Annotated in this window: 15 protein-coding genes; 2 read left to right on the top strand and 13 right to left on the bottom strand. The window is 65.1% G+C overall.

Features of this window, described 5'->3' with window-relative positions; genetic code table 11:
* Positions 1–36: 36 nt before the first annotated feature.
* The 10 genes from RB623_RS22370 to RB623_RS22325 form a co-directional block, all read right to left on the bottom strand.
* Positions 37–369: a potassium channel family protein gene (locus RB623_RS22370; RefSeq protein ID WP_308059212.1), complete on the bottom strand. Its 333-nt coding sequence runs from the start codon at positions 367–369 to the stop codon at positions 37–39.
* A 253-nt stretch (positions 370–622) separates the two neighbouring features.
* On the bottom strand, positions 623–1480 hold the full coding sequence (locus tag RB623_RS22365; RefSeq protein WP_308059211.1) for a sigma-70 family RNA polymerase sigma factor: 858 nt from the start codon (positions 1478–1480) through the stop codon (positions 623–625).
* Positions 1480–1953, bottom strand: a complete 474-nt coding sequence (locus RB623_RS22360; protein ID WP_308059210.1) for a carboxymuconolactone decarboxylase family protein — start codon at positions 1951–1953, stop codon at positions 1480–1482. The genes RB623_RS22365 and RB623_RS22360 overlap by 1 nt, the downstream gene beginning before the upstream one ends.
* A gap of 427 nt (positions 1954–2380) precedes the next feature.
* Entirely contained in the window at positions 2381–3520 is a 1140-nt protein-coding gene (locus RB623_RS22355; protein ID WP_308059209.1) for a M14 family metallopeptidase, read from the bottom strand.
* 34 nt (positions 3521–3554) lie between these two features.
* On the bottom strand, positions 3555–3818 hold the full coding sequence (locus RB623_RS22350; protein WP_308059208.1) for a hypothetical protein: 264 nt from the start codon (positions 3816–3818) through the stop codon (positions 3555–3557).
* 445 nt (positions 3819–4263) lie between these two features.
* The gene (ssuD, locus tag RB623_RS22345; RefSeq protein WP_308059207.1) at positions 4264–5436 is read right to left on the bottom strand and encodes an FMNH2-dependent alkanesulfonate monooxygenase; all 1173 of its coding nucleotides are present in this window, start codon (positions 5434–5436) and stop codon (positions 4264–4266) included.
* Positions 5437–5469: 33 nt separating this feature from the next.
* The gene (locus tag RB623_RS22340; RefSeq protein WP_308059206.1) at positions 5470–6318 is read right to left on the bottom strand and encodes an ABC transporter permease subunit; all 849 of its coding nucleotides are present in this window, start codon (positions 6316–6318) and stop codon (positions 5470–5472) included.
* The gene (locus RB623_RS22335; protein WP_308059205.1) at positions 6315–7109 is read right to left on the bottom strand and encodes an ABC transporter ATP-binding protein; all 795 of its coding nucleotides are present in this window, start codon (positions 7107–7109) and stop codon (positions 6315–6317) included. Before RB623_RS22335 ends, RB623_RS22340 begins: the two co-directional genes overlap by 4 nt.
* 72 nt (positions 7110–7181) lie before the next feature.
* Positions 7182–8198, bottom strand: coding sequence for an ABC transporter substrate-binding protein (locus RB623_RS22330; RefSeq protein WP_308059204.1), 1017 nt, complete (start codon positions 8196–8198; stop codon positions 7182–7184).
* A gap of 381 nt (positions 8199–8579) precedes the next feature.
* Complete coding sequence (locus RB623_RS22325) at positions 8580–9020, bottom strand: NUDIX domain-containing protein (protein WP_308059203.1); 441 nt, start codon at positions 9018–9020, stop codon at positions 8580–8582.
* 482 nt (positions 9021–9502) lie between these two features.
* Here RB623_RS22325 and RB623_RS22320 point away from each other — a divergent pair, with 482 nt between their 5' ends.
* On the top strand, positions 9503–10465 hold the full coding sequence (locus RB623_RS22320; RefSeq protein WP_308059202.1) for a metallophosphoesterase: 963 nt from the start codon (positions 9503–9505) through the stop codon (positions 10463–10465).
* On the opposite strand, the gene RB623_RS22315 is transcribed toward RB623_RS22320, so the two are convergent.
* On the bottom strand, positions 10449–11180 hold the full coding sequence (locus RB623_RS22315) for a hypothetical protein (RefSeq protein WP_308059201.1): 732 nt from the start codon (positions 11178–11180) through the stop codon (positions 10449–10451). The two genes, RB623_RS22320 and RB623_RS22315, sit on opposite strands and share 17 nt — an antisense overlap.
* 126 nt (positions 11181–11306) lie before the next feature.
* A complete protein-coding gene (leuA, locus tag RB623_RS22310; protein ID WP_308059250.1) occupies positions 11307–12977 on the bottom strand; it encodes a 2-isopropylmalate synthase in 1671 nt (556 codons plus the stop codon).
* A gap of 433 nt (positions 12978–13410) precedes the next feature.
* Here leuA and RB623_RS22305 point away from each other — a divergent pair, with 433 nt between their 5' ends.
* Positions 13411–14451, top strand: coding sequence for a phosphatidylglycerol lysyltransferase domain-containing protein (locus tag RB623_RS22305; protein WP_308059200.1), 1041 nt, complete (start codon positions 13411–13413; stop codon positions 14449–14451).
* Here the strand turns inward: RB623_RS22305 and RB623_RS22300 are convergent.
* Positions 14448–15533 carry an AbrB family transcriptional regulator gene (locus RB623_RS22300; RefSeq protein ID WP_308059199.1) on the bottom strand — a complete coding sequence of 362 codons (1086 nt, stop codon included), beginning with the start codon at positions 15531–15533 and terminating at the stop codon, positions 14448–14450. The genes RB623_RS22305 and RB623_RS22300 overlap by 4 nt on opposite strands.
* Positions 15534–15580: the final 47 nt, after the last annotated feature.

The raw sequence follows: 15580 nt of genomic DNA, 5'->3' as shown, positions 1-15580 counted from the left end.
TAACCACCTTGTTTGAGGCAGAGCATCGGGGCGAAGCTACTTCTTTTCGGGGGGGTCGATTTCCGTCGCCCGCAGCGCCTGGACGCTGACGGCCACAACAAGACCGGCCAGCACGATGCCGGCGAAGCCGATGACCAGGGCCAGCAAGCGCGAACTGAAACGTCCCGGTGTCAAATCTCCGTAGCCGATCGTAAGGCCGGTGACGAATGTAAAGTAGAGAGCCTCGTCGATCCGCCAATTCTCCAAGCGTCCAATCACCAGTCCAAGTCCGACCATGACAACAAGCAGGCCGGACAGAATGGGCCACATCAAGCGAATTTGTTGCGCAAGAACAAGAAAAAAGATGCGTCTTTTCTGTTTGGACTGCATTTGGTTTGATCGCGGCTGTGGTATCTCCCCAGTATAGCTCCGAGGCGCAAATGTTGCCAGTTGCGGCAGAAGGCTTCGGCGGTTCAATCTCCGAATGCCATCGCCTGGCGTCCAGCCTTGCCTGATCCCCAGCGCGTTCGCCGGTTGAGATATGTCGGCTTTTCGTCCCTTGCGCGGACGACTCTTCACCTCCGGGCACGACACTCGGCCAGAGCTGAAATTTCAAGAGTGGTGAAGGGAACGGCTACAAGCGCTAGTGGAGATGCCTCAGCTTGTCGGGATTGCGCACCACGTAGATCGCCGCGATCTTGCCGTCCTCGATCTCCAGCGCCGTGGTCTGCAACTCGCCGTCGGCCTCCAGCGTGACGAAGCCGGGCAGGCCGTTGACGAAGCCGGCGCGCACCAGCGTCGAACCCTTTTGCCTGAACAGCGAGGCCAGGCGTTCATGCACCTCCATCACCGCGTCGAAACCGACGAACGGCACAATCGCGGCAGAGCGCTTGCCGCCACCGTCGGCGTGCATGCTGACGTCGGCCGCCAGCATGGCGCCCAGCGCCTTCATGTCGCCGCCGCGCGAGGCGGCGAAAAACGCTTCCGCAAGCTCGATGCCATGCCTCTTGTCGAGTTGGTAACGCGGCCGCGCCTCGCGCACATGGGTGCGGGCGCGGGCGGCAAGCTGGCGGCAGGCGGCAGGGTCGCGCCCGATGGTTTTTGCCACCTCCTCGAATTCCAGCCCGAACACGTCGTGCAGCAGGAACGCGGCCCGTTCCAGCGGCGACAGCCGCTCCAGCGCCAGCATCAGCGGCAGGGTGACGTCCTCCGCCTCGTCCTCCTCGACGACCGGATCGGGGAGCCACGGGCCGACATAGGTCTCGCGCCGGCGCCGCGCCGATTTGAGCTGGTCGAGGCAAAGCCGCGTCACCGTGCGGCGCAGAAAAGCCTCGGGCTCGCGCACCGCCGCGCGGTCGGCCCCCATCCAGCGGATGAAGGCCTCCTGCACGACATCCTCGGCGTCGGCCACCGAGCCGAGCATGCGGTAGGCGACGCGCATGAGCTTTTGGCGCAGCGGATCGAAACTCGCCGCCGCGTCGGTGTGCGTCGCCTCTTCCATCAGGCCGCCACCTTGGCCTGGATGGTTTTCACCGCCTTTGGGTCGACGAACAGGCCGAAGCCGACGGCGAGCCGGTTCCAGCCGTTGATGATGTTGATCATCAGCGTCAGCTTCACCTGCTCCTCCTCCGAAAACTCTTCCCTCAGCGTCGCGTAGGCGGTTTCATATGTATGGCCTTCGGAGAGCCTTGTCAGCGCATCGGTCCAGCCGAGCGCGGCGCGCTCACGGTCGGTGTAGCACGGCGCCTCGCGCCAGGCCGAGAGCAGGTAGATGCACTGCTCGGTCTCGCCCTTTTCGCGCGCGGAGGCCGTGTGCATGTTGAGGCAGTTGGCGCAGCCGTTGATCTGCGAGGCGCGGATTTCCACCAGGTGAACGAGGCTGGTCTCCAGGCTGGAGGCGATGGCGAGCGAGGCGCCCATCCAGCTCTTCATCAGCGCAGGCGCAGCGGCAAACGGATCGAGTTTGGCAGTCATTGGTCGTTCCTTTCACAGGTTACGACACCATGACGAGACGGGATGCGCCGGTGTGACATTGGGGTGGGATTTTTTTGTCCGCACCGCACCAAGAGCGGACGTTTTGGGTATGAGCTCCGAATGTCTTGGTTGGTGCCGAAACCTGATGGTCCGCATTCGGGCAAATCAATGCAATAGCAAACAGACGGATGTCCCAGACGAGTTCCGTCTTGATACCAGTCTCACTCTCGAACCGCTTGAGCGCTTTCGGCAGGTTGCGGAACAGCCACCAGTCTTCCTGATAAACCCGCACTGACCTTGTAGGTGCTGCCTCCTGGTGCCGTGAAGCGCCGGTCGAGGTCGCAGCAGAGGAAAACTGCTTTGAAAGGCGGCGCGTACTCCGTCTCGGGCCATCTGTAGCCTTCACCGTCCTCCGCTCTGCCTCTATCTATGCCACAGGTACGGCCAACGTCTGTTCGATGAACCGGAATGCAGCCGGACGGTTCTCCTCCCAGGTCGGCAGGATCTGGCCTGGTGGCAGGATGAAACCGCCTTCTTGGAAGGTCTGCGGCCTGAGTTCGACCGTGAAGGACGGTATGCCGTAGGTCCCGTAGGTCCAATCCGTTGTGTCGCCCGCGGTTGGGTAGAGCTCGGAAGATTGCTGCGGGACGTAGATCTTGCCATGCACCCCCTGGATCAGGGTTTGCATCTCTTCGGCCATCCCCACCATCTGCTCCCGATGCTGAACGTCCGCTATGGGCTTCTCCCCATAGCCCCAGGGATAGAGTATGAGCTGAGAGTAGCTGTGATAGGTGATCACGCCGGCGAAGCGCTCGCACCCGATCAGGTCGCGGACCGCTTGGGTCTCCGGCTCGGAGAAGGCGCGCGGACCGACATAGGTCTCATCACTCGGCACGTGGCTGGAGGTAGGAACGTCAAGAGTTCCCCACATGTAGCCATAGTTGCGGTTCGGGTCGACGCCGAACGAGCCGTCGTCGTTCCTCCGGCGGTTCTTGCGCCAAAGCCGCTCTTGCGTCCGGCTGTGTTCATGGCCGTCCGGGTTGACCATCGGGGCGACCCAGACTTCTCCACCGGTGAGCCAGCCTGCGATCGGCGCCTCGTCAGCCCGCTCGACCAGTTCCTTGGCGAGCAGGAAGGGCACTTCCACGGCAATCCACTCGCGCGCGTGGTGGCAACCCATGAAGAGAAGTTTGGGAACACCGCCGCGACGGTCGCCGATGCGCAAGGCCAGGATCGGCCGGCCCTCGATGCTTCGGCCGATCTCGATCAACTGGGCGATGTCCGGCTTCGCTTCCGCGAGTTGCTGCAGCTCCTCCTCCAGCGTGGCTGCCGAATGATACTGCTCCGCCGCCTCGGTTCCAGCGAAGGTAGACAAGTGCCGCGCCACATCCTCGAGCTGCTCAACGAGGTAACCCATGCTGGACAGGCGGTCCAACTGGGCCTCGGTTCCACGAATGATCAGGTGATCTGGCTTGACCTCCCAAACGTCGATGCCCAGCGGCACTCGAAGAACGTCCCCAAGTGGCTTTTGCGGTCCTGAAGACGTGACCCTGGCGATGAAGTTCATGCGACCATTCCTCCTTCGACAAAAGCCAGCCTGATCAGGGCCCCTCCGGTTGCCCGTCGAGGCGATCGGCGCTGGATGTGCCACTTTCCAAGTCGGTGACCGTACGGAGGCGCTCGACGCCAGCTATTCGTCGGCGCTCGAGCTCGGCAATCGTCTGTTCGGAAACGGCCGCCACGACGGCGTCAGCTTCCCGTTCCCAGACATCGAGGCTCAGTGGAACCTTCAGGAGATCGTTGACGGTGCGGCCAGCGACTGGAGTGAGGCGAGCCAGCCAGCGGACCGTCGCGCGCCCCGCCATATCAGGTGCTCCTCGGCATACTATGCAGCCTACCGCGATTTTACCTCTTCCCGAAGTGCGCTGCAACACCGCGGGCGGGACGGGTAGACACGCGAAAGCCGGGGTCGGATCACGACGTTGCTGACCCAACGTGTGAACGTTGGAATTTGGCGCAACCCCGACCGACAATGTCGTCGTCAGCGATGTCTGCTTTCAGGAAGCGGCAAATGCTCTCTCAAAGGCCAATGTGCGGCGCGAAGCCGACATTTCCGATGGGCGGTACGAACTTCTGCGCCGGGTCACCTGCTATTACCGCTTCAACTACCAACACGCCGACGCCGTCTCCCCGCCAAATACCTCGGCGATCCGCCGCCGCCGCGTCGCTGGCGTGGTCCCGGCCAAGGCGAACGTCCTGGATGGGACGCCTGATGGTCGCCGGTTGCGACGAAGCCGACAGCCCTGCCTCTTACCCGGCAGCCTGCTGCCGTGGTGCCGAAACGACGGCACCTGGCGCACCCCCGCGCCCGAATTCGAGGTCCCAACCCTGTTCCGCCGGCGCCGCCTCTCCCTCGATGCCAAGCGCCGGGAACAGCAGTTCCGAGACGTTGAAGATTTCCTCCAGGTGCGGATAGGCGGAGGTGATGAAGGTCTCGACGCCGATCGCCTGATATTCACGGATGCGCGCGGCGACGTTTTCGGCGCTGCCAACCAGGGCGGTTCCCGCTCCACCCCGGACCAGGCCAAGGCCGGCCCATAGATTGGGCGCAACCACCAGCCTGTCGCGGCGGCCTTGATGAAGCGCGGAAATGCGCTTCTGGCCGACGGATTCCGACACTTTGGTGAACTGGTGCTGAGCCTCGGCGACGAGATCGTCCGTCACGCGGCTGATGAGACGGTCGGCGGCCGCCCAGGCCTCCTCCTCGGTCTCGCGGACGATCAGGTTGATGCGCAGGCCGAAGCGAACGCTGCGCCCCAAGGCCGCGGCGCGTGCCCGCACGCGATCGAACTTCTCCTTGAGCTGTTCGACCGGCTCGCCCCAACTCAGATAGACGTCGATGTGTTTTGCCGCGACCTCGATGCCCGCGTCCGACGATCCGCCGAACCAAAGCGGCGGATACGGCCGCTGGACCGGCGCAAAGGAAATGTCGGTGCCGTGGGCGGAAAGATACTTGCCTTCGAAATCCGCCGGCTCGCCCGACAATATGCGCCGCCAGATGGTCAGGAATTCGTCGGTCTGGGCGTAGCGTTCGTCGTGCGAGAGCTTGTTGCCGTCGCCTGCCAGATCGGCCGGATCGGCGCCGGTGACGACGTTGACCAGCACACGGCCGCCCGAGATGCGGTCCAGGGTCGCGGCATGGCGGGCGAACAGCGCCGGCGTTCCGCTGCCCGGCCTGAGCGCCACGAGGAAGCGCAATCGTTGTGTCTGCGGTATCAAGGCCGCCGCGATGATCCACGCGTCCTCGCAGCGCGTTCCCGTCGGCAGCAGCACGCCCTTGAAGCCGAACCGGTCGGCGGCTCTCGCGATCTCGCTCAGATAGCCCAGCGTCGCCGGCCGATGGCGCTCGTCCGTGCCGAGATAGGGGCCATCGCCATGCGTGGGCAGATACCAGTAGAGATCCGGCGCGCGCGTGTTCGACATGGGAAAGTTCCTCTTGGTCTGGAAATTCGGAAATCAGAGCTTGCCCTTCCAGGGCACGAGCCGGCGCTCCAGCCAGCGCATGCCCGCCGAAAGGCTGAAAGCGAGTGCGGCGATGACGATCAGCCCGACGAAGACGATGTCGGTGGCCAGGAAGTTCGCCGCCGACATGATCATGTAGCCAAGGCCGGATCTGGCGGCGATCAGCTCCGCCGCCACCAGCGTGGCGAGGCCGGCGCCGATGGCGATGCGAACGCCGGTCAATATCTCCGGCAAGGCCGACGGCAGGATGATGCTGGTGAACAGTTGCGCGCGGCTGGCGCCCAGCGAGCGCGCTGCGTTGATGCGCTCGACCGGCACCGAGCGCACACCTGCCTGGGCCGAAAAGCATATGGGCGCGAAGGTGGAGAGCGTGAGCAGCAGCACCTTGGATGTCTCGTCGATCCCCAGCCAGATGATCAGCAGCGGCAGGTAGGCCAGCGGTGGCAGGCCCCAGTAGAGATCGATCGGGACGCTGAAGACGCCGCGCATCCACCGGTTCATTCCCATCGACAGGCCGAGCGGGACGCCGACCACTATTCCCACGGCCAGGGCCATGCCGATCCGCCACAGGCTCGAGGCGAGATGCGTGAGGAGGGTTCCTCCGGCATAGCCGTCCTGCACGACGGCCTGGAACTGCGTGGCGACTTCCGCGGGCGATGGCAGGAAGAGCGGCGAGGCCCACCCGAAGTGACTGGCCGCGAACCAGAAGCCGATCAGCACGGCCAGGGTTACGACGCCGATCGCCAGCGTGCCTTTCTCGCCCGCCGGCTTGGCCGGCCGGGCGTTCCGGCGGCTGCGGATTGCCGGTGCAAGCTCGAGCGGCAGGTCTGTGGTCACCGTCATTGCAGCGCTCCATGTCGGGAAAGGGGAGGATTGTGGATGAGCGCCCGGATCTCCTCGCGCAGCTCGACGAAGCGCCGCCCCGAGACGATCGGTCCGATCTCGAGGGCGCTCGCGAAGTCGCGCACGAAATCGACGTCGAAGCGCGCCACGATGCGGCCCGGCCGCGGCGACATGACCACGATCGTGGTGCCGAGGAGCAAAGCCTCCTCGATCGAGTGGGTGATGAAGAGGACCTGCTTGCCGGTCTGCGCCCAGATCCCGGCGAGTAATTGCTGCATGGTCTCGCGCGTCAGGCTGTCCAGGGCTCCGAAGGGCTCGTCCATGAGCAGGATCTTGGGGTCGGTGGCGAGCGCCCGCGCGATGCCGACGCGCTGGCGCATGCCGCCGGAGAGTTCGTAGGGCGGCTTGTCCGCGAAGTCCGCCAGGCCGACGAGGCGCAGAAGCGCACGCGCGCGCTCGCGCCGCTCCCGCTTAGGCACGCCCTTGTATCTGAGGCCGAGCGCGACATTGTCGACCACGGACGCCCAGGGCAACAGCGTGTCCTTCTGGAAGACGACGCCGCGATCCCCGCCCGGGCCCTCGATCGGCTCGCCGTCCAGCCTGATCGAGCCTTCGGTCAGCGGCAGGAAGCCGGCGATCGCATTGAGCAGCGTCGACTTTCCGCAGCCGGAAGCGCCGACTGCCACCACGATGGAATCCGGCGGCAGGTCTAGCGACACCCGATCCAGCGCCTGGACGCTCCGGCCGTCGGATGTCGGGAAGACGACGCTGGCTTCACGAACCTGAAGCATGGTTTTCTCCGCATCGGAGGACACGGCCGACCGCAGGCCGACCGTGTCCTCGTTCACGCCTTGGGAGGCATCTCAGTTCGACAGGGCCTTGGCGGCTTCGGCGTATTGCGGATCGGCGAACTCGGCGTAGCTGTCCTTCACCGCGGTGATCTTCTTCTGATCCTTGAGGAAGTAGGCGGTGTCTTTCAGGATTTTCGCCACGCCGCTGTTCTCGCCGCCGCCCAGCCACTTGTCCGAGGTCTGCTCCTCCAGGGGAGGCACTCCGATGGTCGCCTTGAGCTGTTCGAAGACGTTGGCAGGCGTGCCGCCCTGGAGGTTCGAGATCAGCTTCACGTTCTCGGAGTCGACCCCCCAAGCGGCGGTATCGCTGGCATAGGACCTGAAATAGCCGTCCACCAGATCCGCGTATTGCGTGATGAACTCCGGGTGCTCCTTGAGGAACGGGCCGGTTGCGACGATCGCGCTGAAGGTCGGCGCACCACGCTCGGCAACCTGTCCGGACGTCAGCAGCACCTTGCCGTCCTTCTTGAGTTCCGTCAGCGCCGGATCCCAGACGAAAGCGCCGTCGATGTCGCCGCGCTTCCATGCCGCGACGATTTCCGGCTGCGGGATGGCGATGACCTGGGCGTCCTGCTCGGAAATGCCTTCCTGCTTGAGCACGGCAAGCAACTGGTAATGGTCGGTGGAGACAGGTGCGGCGGCGAGTTTCTTGCCCTTGAGATCGGCCGGCGTCTGGATGTCGGGGCGCACCACCAGCGCCTCGCCGTCGCCGGAGACAAACGAGATGAAGAACCCTTTGACGTCGACGCCCCGGCTTACCGCCGCCGCGAAGGGACTGGAGCCGACGTCGCCGATCTGCACGTCGCCGGAAGCGATGGCGGCGAAAATCTCGGCGCCGGAGTTGAAGCGCCGGAACTCGATGTCCCAGCCGGTCTTCTTCGCGAAGTCTCCATTGGCGATGCCGACGAAATACGGCACCGAGCCCGTCTGATAGGCTATGACGACCTTCTTGTCGTCCGCCGCGCTGGCGACCGACAGAGACATGGCCATGGAAAGCCCTGCAAGGGCGGCTACGAGCAGCTTTTTCATATGTCTACCCCTTGTTGCATGAGGCCATCTCGCCTCGAGACAGGCGATAACCGCCAGTGGGTAAACTCTATGAATTTTGTAGACTTACTGGAGAGGGATGTTTTTGCGAAATCGGAGGGCATCGGAAAAAATCGATACTGAAGCAGTCCCGACCGCTATTTGCCCGTTGCGCGTCGAGTTCGGCGCGCGTTTCGGCGGCGCGATGCCGGCACGCGGTCGGGCCCTGGCAGGTTAACTGCAGCGCAACGCCGGCCGCGGTTTGTCGATTCCTCAATCAAACGTGCGCCTTGGGCCAAACGACGAATTCAAGGTCTTCGCGGCCATTCGTCCCCGAATTCAGGCAGGCCCGCGCATCCTGGGAAACAGCGACCGAAAACGCCCCTACCAATACGCCGACGCCGGTTCCCCGCCAAACACCTCGGCGATGCGCCGCCGTGTTGCCGGCGTGGTCGCTTGCGGCAGGGCGTCGAGCGCAAAAAAGCCGGCCTCGGCGATCTCGCGGTCGGGCTGTTTCGGGCTCGACTGCGAAAAGTTTTCGATCAGGTAGAAGGCGACGTGGTCGCGGCGGGTGGCGACTCGATTCAGGTGGATGGATTTCAGCAGCGGCGGGGCGGTGAAGGAGATGTTGCCTTCCTCGCAAAATTCGCGGGCCAGCGCCTGCTCGCAGGTCTCGCCGAGCTCGACGCCGCCGCCGGGAAGCTGCCAGCCGGGCACATAGGTGTGGCGGATGAGGAAGATGGCGTTGGCTTCGCGGTCGAAGACCATGCCGCGCACGCCCAGCGTCATTGCCCGGCGCAGCAGGAAATATTTGTGGAAGAGCATGGCGCGAAGGCCCGACCAGCCGGTCTGGCGGAAGCGGGATTCGTCGGGGGCGGGGGGCGTGGCTTGAGGGACGCCCTCGTTTCTTCCAGCACCCCTCATCCGACCTCGCTCCGCTCGGCCACCTTCTCCCACAAGGGGAGAAGGGGGAGCCTGGCTTTTGCCTTGCCGCCAATCGCCAGCGTCGAAGATTTGCCGAGGCGTATGCGCGAAACTCCACCTTCTCCCCCTGTGGGAGAAGGTGGCCGAGCGGAGCGAGGTCGGATGAGGGGTGTTGGACGAAGCGAGGGCGAGACGGCTGTCGCCGGGCTGGATCGGTGCATATGGTTGCTCTTGTGGCGAAGATGGCGCTTCACTAACCGACGCTAGCCGAGCCCGCCAGCACAGGCCAGCCCCGCATCAACTCCGATCACAAGAGAGTCAGAACCAGCGCCGCCGCCGGCCCCGGGCTGGAAACCGCTTCGGCCGTATCCTAGAAGAGGCCGATGCTCAGGCTTGCCCATATTTCCGACGTCCATCTGGGGCCGCTGCCCGCTGTTTCCTACCGCGAACTCGCCTCCAAGCGGGTGCTGGGCTACGTCAACTGGCGACGCAATCGCCGAAAACTGCTGACCCAAGGCACGCTGGGCTCGATCGTCGAGGCGATCCAGGCGGAAAAACCCGATCATCTGGCGGTGACCGGCGACCTGGTCAACCTGGCGCTAGACGCCGAACTGGTGCTGGCGCGGCTGTGGCTGGAGACGCTAGGCAGGCCGGAGGACGTTTCGGTGGTTCCCGGCAACCACGACGCCTATGTGCCGGGCGCCTTCGGCAAGGTCTGCGAATTGTGGGCGCCGTGGATGCGCGGCGACGGTTTTCACGGGCCGGTCGGGCGGCTTACCTTCCCCTATCTGCGGGTGCGCGGCAACGTAGCGCTGATCGGCGTCTCCACCGCGCGGGCGACCGCTCCCTTCATGGCCAACGGTTTTTTCCGCGAGGAGCAGGCGGGGAGGCTGGCAAAGATCCTCGACGAGACGGGGAAGCGAAAGCTTTTCAGGCTGATCATGATCCACCATCCGCCGGTGCGCGCGGCCGTGCCGCAGCACAAGCGCCTGTTCGGCATTTCCAATTTCCACGAAACGGTGATCCGGCACGGCGCGGAACTGGTGCTGCACGGCCATTCGCACCTGCCGACGCTGTTCTGGATCGGCGAGCGAAGGAGGCCAGTTCCTGTGGTTGGGGTTGCCGCGGCGGGGCAGGGGCTGGGCGGCCATCACCCGCCGGCGCAATACAATCTGTTCGAGATTTCCGGCGAGCCCGGCCACTGGCATATCGGCCTGACGCGGCGCGGGCTCAAGAACTCGGAGGCGGTCGTCGACATCGAGATGCTCGACCTCGGCTCGCCGCGCAAGGCGCCGGCGCCCTACGAAAAGGCGACGCCGCCCGAAGAAACTACGGGAGCAGGCTGACCAGCCGGTCCCAGAAAATCACGACCGCGGCGACAAGCCCGAACAGCAGGCCGGCGATGACGATACCCAGGTCGGACAGCAGGCGCCGCCAGACACTCTTGCGCGCAGGAGCAGCCCTGGCCGGGGCTGGTGCGGTCAGCAGCGTTGCGGGGATCGCGGGCGCCGGTTTTGGCGACGGCCTGGGCTCGGCCCGCGGAACAGGCTTCGGCGCCGGCCGCGTGGCGGCGGGCTCGGGCACGGCCGCCCTGGCCGGTTGGGGAGCCGGCGGTTTGATCGCTTCGATCGCCGGCGCGACGTCGCCCTCCAGAAAGCGCTCGCGCTCGACGATACGCTCGGCGACATAACGCGTCACCCGGTCGGCGACGTCCTCCATCCTGTGCGATTCGGCCAGCACGACGCGGCCGTTGCGGGTGTCCTTGACGAAGCGGTAGGTGCGGCGGTCACGCCCCATCGCCACGTGGCTGACCGCGTCGATCCACAGCCGAGGCTGCAGGCCGGACGAGATGGCGAAGTCGAAGATGTCGATCTCGGCGGGAACCTCGTCAAAGACGGGCGCGAGTTCGGCCGCGAGCAGCTTCAGGCGGGTCAGAGTCGCCTCGCGCAACTCCACCACCACGTCCTCGCGGTCGGCCACCGCATTCTTGGCGTCGCTGATCGCCTCAGCCAGCCTGCGCTGGCGGGCCAGCGACTCCAGCTTTTCCGCCCTTTCACTCATTTTCCGGCTCCGCCTATTAACGCGTTGTTAACATAAAAGCGCGGGGAGGTCAGCAGCGAGGCGAGCCATGCCGGCAAATGAATGGTGAAGAACGGGGCAGGCGGCGGTTGCCGCCCGCCCTCGATTCTATCTCCCGCCGACGATGCGGTTGGCGGCGGAGACCACCGCCTCGAGCGACGCGGCAACGATGTTGGTGTTGATGCCGGCGCCGAACAGCACGCCGCCCGGATATTCCATCTCGACATAGCAGATGGCAGCGGCGTTCGAGCCGTGCTGGATCGAATGCTCGGAATAGTCGCGCACCGAGAGCTCGACGCCGAGGTGGCGCGACAGCGCATCGACGAAGCCGTCGATGGGGCCGGTGCCGCCGCCCTTGATCGTCAGCTCCTCGCCGTTGTCGAGGATGACGCCCTCGACGATGCGCCGGCCTTTCGCCGCCGTGTCCGGAAAGGTCTGGTGGTCGACGAATTTCAGCCGGCCGTCGGGCTGGTCGACATAGACCTCGCGGAAACGCTCGTAGATGCGCTTCGACGAAAGCTCCTTGCCCTCGGCGTCGGTGATCGCCTGGATGTCCTTGGAGAACTCGACCTGCAAATTGCGCGGCAGGTTCAGCCCATAGTCGGCCTGCAGCACATAGGCGATGCCGCCCTTGCCCGACTGCGAGTTGATGCGGATGATCGCCTCATAGCTGCGGCCGACGTCCTGCGGGTCGATCGGCAAATAGGGCACTTCCCAAAGCGGCTTGTTGGCGGTCTTCAGCGCCTTCATGCCCTTGTTGATGGCGTCCTGGTGGGAGCCGGAGAAGGCGGTGTAGACCAGCTCGCCGACGTATGGGTGCCGCTCCGGGATCTTGAGCTGGTTCGAATATTCGTAGACGTCCTTCATGCGGGTGATGTCGGAGCAGTCCAGTTCGGGATCGACGCCCTGCGTGTACATGTTGAGCGCCAGCGTGACGATGTCGACATTGCCGGTGCGCTCGCCATTGCCGAACAGCGTGCCCTCGACGCGGTCGGCGCCGGCCATCAGGCCGAGCTCGGTGGTGGCGATGCCGGTGCCGCGGTCGTTGTGCGGATGCAGCGAGACGATGATGTTTTCACGGCTGTCGAGGTTGCGGCACATCCATTCGATGCGGTCGGCATAGATGTTGGGCGTCGACATCTCGACGGTCGACGGCAGGTTGTGGATCAGCTTGTTGTCGGCCGTCGGTTTCACGACCTCGGTGACTTCGTTGCAGATCTCCAGCGCCACTTCGAGCTCGGTGCCGGTAAAACTCTCCGGCGAATACTGGAAGCGAAAACCGCCGCCGGCCTTTTCCGCCATGTCGGTGATCATTTTCGCCGCATCGGTGGCGATCTGCTTGATGCCGGCGACGTCCTTCTGGAAGACGACGCGGCGCTGCAACTCGCTGGTCGAGTTATAGAAATGCACGATCGGGTTCTTCGCGCCCTGCAAGGCCTCGAAGGTGCGGGTGATCAGTTCGGGGCGGCACTGCACCAGCACCTGGAGCGATACGTCGTCCGGCACGTTGCCTTCCTCGATGCACCAGCGGGCGAAATCGAAGTCGGTCTGCGAGGCCGACGGAAAGCCGATCTCGATCTCCTTGAAACCCATGTCGAGCAGGAGCTGGAACATGCGGGCCTTGCGGTCCTGGCCCATCGGGTCGATCAGCGCCTGGTTGCCGTCGCGGAGGTCAACCGAGCACCAGATCGGCGCCTTGTCGATGCGTTTTGACGGCCAGGTGCGGTCGGCGAGGTCGACCAGCGGATAGGGTTCGTATTTTGCCGCCGATTGCGGCATACCGTGCGCGGGGCGGATGCGGGTGGTCTGGTTCATCTTGCTTCTCTCTGCCGCTTCAGGCGGACGCGATGCCCGGCGAAGCGTCTAAAAAGTTTTGCTGACTGGAGTGCGACTGGCAAGGAGCAGGCGCCGCCTTCGGCGGTCGAACGACCGCCGGGCGCTCCTCTAGCGAGCCCGGCGGTCGCCGATAAGGCCGAGAAGCAGGATCGCAGAAGACAGCGCGCGCAAGGTCGCCGACGCAAAGGCGTCTCGGCGATTGGCTGCGCTGTCCACGGACGGGTTCATGGGCGGCTTGATACAGCAGGCGGCAGATCGAGGCAAGGGGATGGAAAACAGGCCTATGGCTTGGCAACGCCTGCTTGATGTCCGCCCGCCATCGGATTATCTGCGGCACGCGCGGCGCGGCCGCCGCCAATGAAAGCCCGAGCGAACCTTGCCCTCCTTGCGAAAAAGCTTCGATGCCCTGGTGGAGCGCCGCACCGCGGCGATCCCGGGGGCCGCGCTGACGCCGGACGAGCGGCTGGCGCTGGTCGGCCGACACGGCGATTTTTCGCTCGCCTATTCGACCGCCGTGCAGGACGATCTTTCCTATTTCGGCGATGCTTCCGGCTACATCGCCTTCGGCCGCAAGATGGGCAGCGCCGTGGCGCTCGCCGATCCGGTCGCGGCGCCGGCCGAGCGCGCGGACCTTATCCGCCGGTTCGTCGAGAAGGCGCGCGGTCCGTGCTTCGTGCAGATCGGCGAAGCCAGCGCCCGCGTGCTGTCGGACCTCGGCTATCATGTCAACCGCATGGGCATCGACACGCGGCTCGTGCTCACGCCCAAAACCTTTGCCGGCAGCCGCAACGAGACCGTGCGCTATTCCGAGCGCTGGCTGTTCAAGAACGGTTTTTCGATCGTCGAGGACGACGGCAGCGGCGCCCATGCGGACGAGATCAAAAAATTGTCGGACGCCTGGCGCGCCCAGCGCATCGTCAGCCACCGGGAGATGCGGTTTCTGAACCGGCCGTTCCGCCCCCAGCTCGGCCAGGGCATGCGCCGCTTCATGCTGCTCGATCCGCACAAGCAGCCGGCCGCCATCCTCGATTTCGACCCGATCTTCGAGGCCGGCGCGCTTGCCGGCTACACCACCTCCTTCAAGCGCAAGCTGCCGGGCATTACCTCGCATGCCGAGATCGGCCTGACCAAATTCGCCGCCGACCGGCTGCGCGACGAGGGCCGAAAATTCATCACGCTCGGCCTGTCGCCGCTCGCCGGCATGAAGGAGAGCGGTTTTGCCGAAAGCCGGCTCATGCTGTCGGCGATGCAGCGTTTCTACCGCTCGCCCTGGATCAACCGTCGCATCTTCAACGTCGAGGGCCAGGCGGCGTTCAAGCGGCGTTTTCACGGCGACGAGGAGCCGGTCTACATCGCCTTCCGCCGGCTCTCGCCGTTCCAGATGCTGGCGGTGCTGCGGCTCAGCAAAGCCTTCTAAGGTTTTATGCCGCGGGCGACGAAGCGCACCAGCGCCGGGCCGAACAAGAGCACGAAGATCAGCCGCGCCGATTGCAGCGCCATGATCAGCGACAGGTTCACGTTGCTGGCTGCGGTGGCGATGATGGCGACCGAATCGAGGCCGCCCGGGCTGGTGGCGAGGTAGGCGGTCAGCGGGTCGATGCCGAGTTCGTGGCTGAGCAGCCAGGCGATCGCCCCGCAAAAACCCATCAGCAGAAGGATCGACAGCATGACCTGCGGCAGCACGCGCAGCGCGTTCCACACCACGGCTCGCGTGAAATTCAGGCCGATGGAGCAGCCGACCACGATATAACTCGCAGCCTTCAGCCATTCTGGAATCTGGAACGGTACTCCGGCGCCGAGATGCAGCGCCATGGCGATCAGCGCCGCGCCGAGAAAGTACGGAGACGGCAAACGTAGCAGCTTTCCGATCCAGCCGGCGACGGCCGCCACCAGCACGGTCGCCGCAAAGGCCGGCCAGTCGAGCGGGGGGAACCAGGCGTGTTCCGGCACGACCATGGCCGACGGGTCGATCCACAGCCGCGCCACGAAGGCGGCGGCGAGCGTCACCATGACGACCCTGAGATACTGCATGAAGGCGACGAGCCTGGCGTCGGCCCCGAACGCCTCGGCCATCAGCACCATGGCGGTGGCGCCGCCAGGCGCCGAACCCCAGACGGCGGTCGACCCAGGCAGGATGCGCAGCCGGCTGATCGACCAGCCGAGGAAGCTGGAGGCGGCAAGCGTCGACAGAACCGAGACCAGGATGATCGGCCAGTCGCTGGCGAAGGAGGAAAACACCTCGACCTCGATGGAGGCGGCGACCAGGCAGCCGACCACTGCCTGGCCGAGCCCAAAGAGCGGGCGCGACACGCGGATCGTCGCGCCGCCGGTTCCCGCTGCGATGGCGACCAGCATCGGTCCGATCAGAAGCGCCGCCGGAAACTCGATCGCTTCCAGCGCGACGCCGAAAGCTGCGGCGAAGGCGATAAGCAGCAGCCACTGCGCGGGCGGCGGCAGCGTTGCGAACGGGCCGGGAGACGGCGCGGGCGGGGAAGCCATGGCTTCCTTCTAGCGCCGCGCTTCCGCCGCTGTCAGCCCTGCAACGG

The sequence above is a fragment of the Mesorhizobium sp. LHD-90 genome (assembly GCF_030929505.1).
Lineage (GTDB): Bacteria > Pseudomonadota > Alphaproteobacteria > Rhizobiales > Rhizobiaceae > Kumtagia.
Note: the sequence above shows the minus strand (reverse complement) of the source record. Positions and strands in the feature narration are given on the sequence as shown.

What these genes read in the sequence shown, in the direction of transcription:
- RB623_RS22365 (WP_308059211.1), bottom strand. Translation starts at nt 1,480, where the DNA reads ATGGAAGAGGCGACGCACACCGACGCGGCGGCGAGTTTCGATCCGCTG.
- RB623_RS22350 (WP_308059208.1), bottom strand. Translation starts at nt 3,818, where the DNA reads ATGGCGGGGCGCGCGACGGTCCGCTGGCTGGCTCGCCTCACTCCAGTC.
- RB623_RS22315 (WP_308059201.1), bottom strand. Translation starts at nt 11,180, where the DNA reads ATGAGTGAAAGGGCGGAAAAGCTGGAGTCGCTGGCCCGCCAGCGCAGG.
- RB623_RS22370 (WP_308059212.1), bottom strand. Translation starts at nt 369, where the DNA reads ATGCAGTCCAAACAGAAAAGACGCATCTTTTTTCTTGTTCTTGCGCAA.
- RB623_RS22355 (WP_308059209.1), bottom strand. Translation starts at nt 3,520, where the DNA reads ATGAACTTCATCGCCAGGGTCACGTCTTCAGGACCGCAAAAGCCACTT.
- RB623_RS22335 (WP_308059205.1), bottom strand. Translation starts at nt 7,109, where the DNA reads ATGCTTCAGGTTCGTGAAGCCAGCGTCGTCTTCCCGACATCCGACGGC.
- RB623_RS22300 (WP_308059199.1), bottom strand. Translation starts at nt 15,533, where the DNA reads ATGGCTTCCCCGCCCGCGCCGTCTCCCGGCCCGTTCGCAACGCTGCCG.
- RB623_RS22340 (WP_308059206.1), bottom strand. Translation starts at nt 6,318, where the DNA reads ATGACGGTGACCACAGACCTGCCGCTCGAGCTTGCACCGGCAATCCGC.
- leuA (WP_308059250.1), bottom strand. Translation starts at nt 12,977, where the DNA reads ATGCCGCAATCGGCGGCAAAATACGAACCCTATCCGCTGGTCGACCTC.
- RB623_RS22360 (WP_308059210.1), bottom strand. Translation starts at nt 1,953, where the DNA reads ATGACTGCCAAACTCGATCCGTTTGCCGCTGCGCCTGCGCTGATGAAG.
- RB623_RS22330 (WP_308059204.1), bottom strand. Translation starts at nt 8,198, where the DNA reads ATGAAAAAGCTGCTCGTAGCCGCCCTTGCAGGGCTTTCCATGGCCATG.
- RB623_RS22320 (WP_308059202.1), top strand. Translation starts at nt 9,503, where the DNA reads ATGCTCAGGCTTGCCCATATTTCCGACGTCCATCTGGGGCCGCTGCCC.
- RB623_RS22325 (WP_308059203.1), bottom strand. Translation starts at nt 9,020, where the DNA reads ATGCTCTTCCACAAATATTTCCTGCTGCGCCGGGCAATGACGCTGGGC.
- ssuD (WP_308059207.1), bottom strand. Translation starts at nt 5,436, where the DNA reads ATGTCGAACACGCGCGCGCCGGATCTCTACTGGTATCTGCCCACGCAT.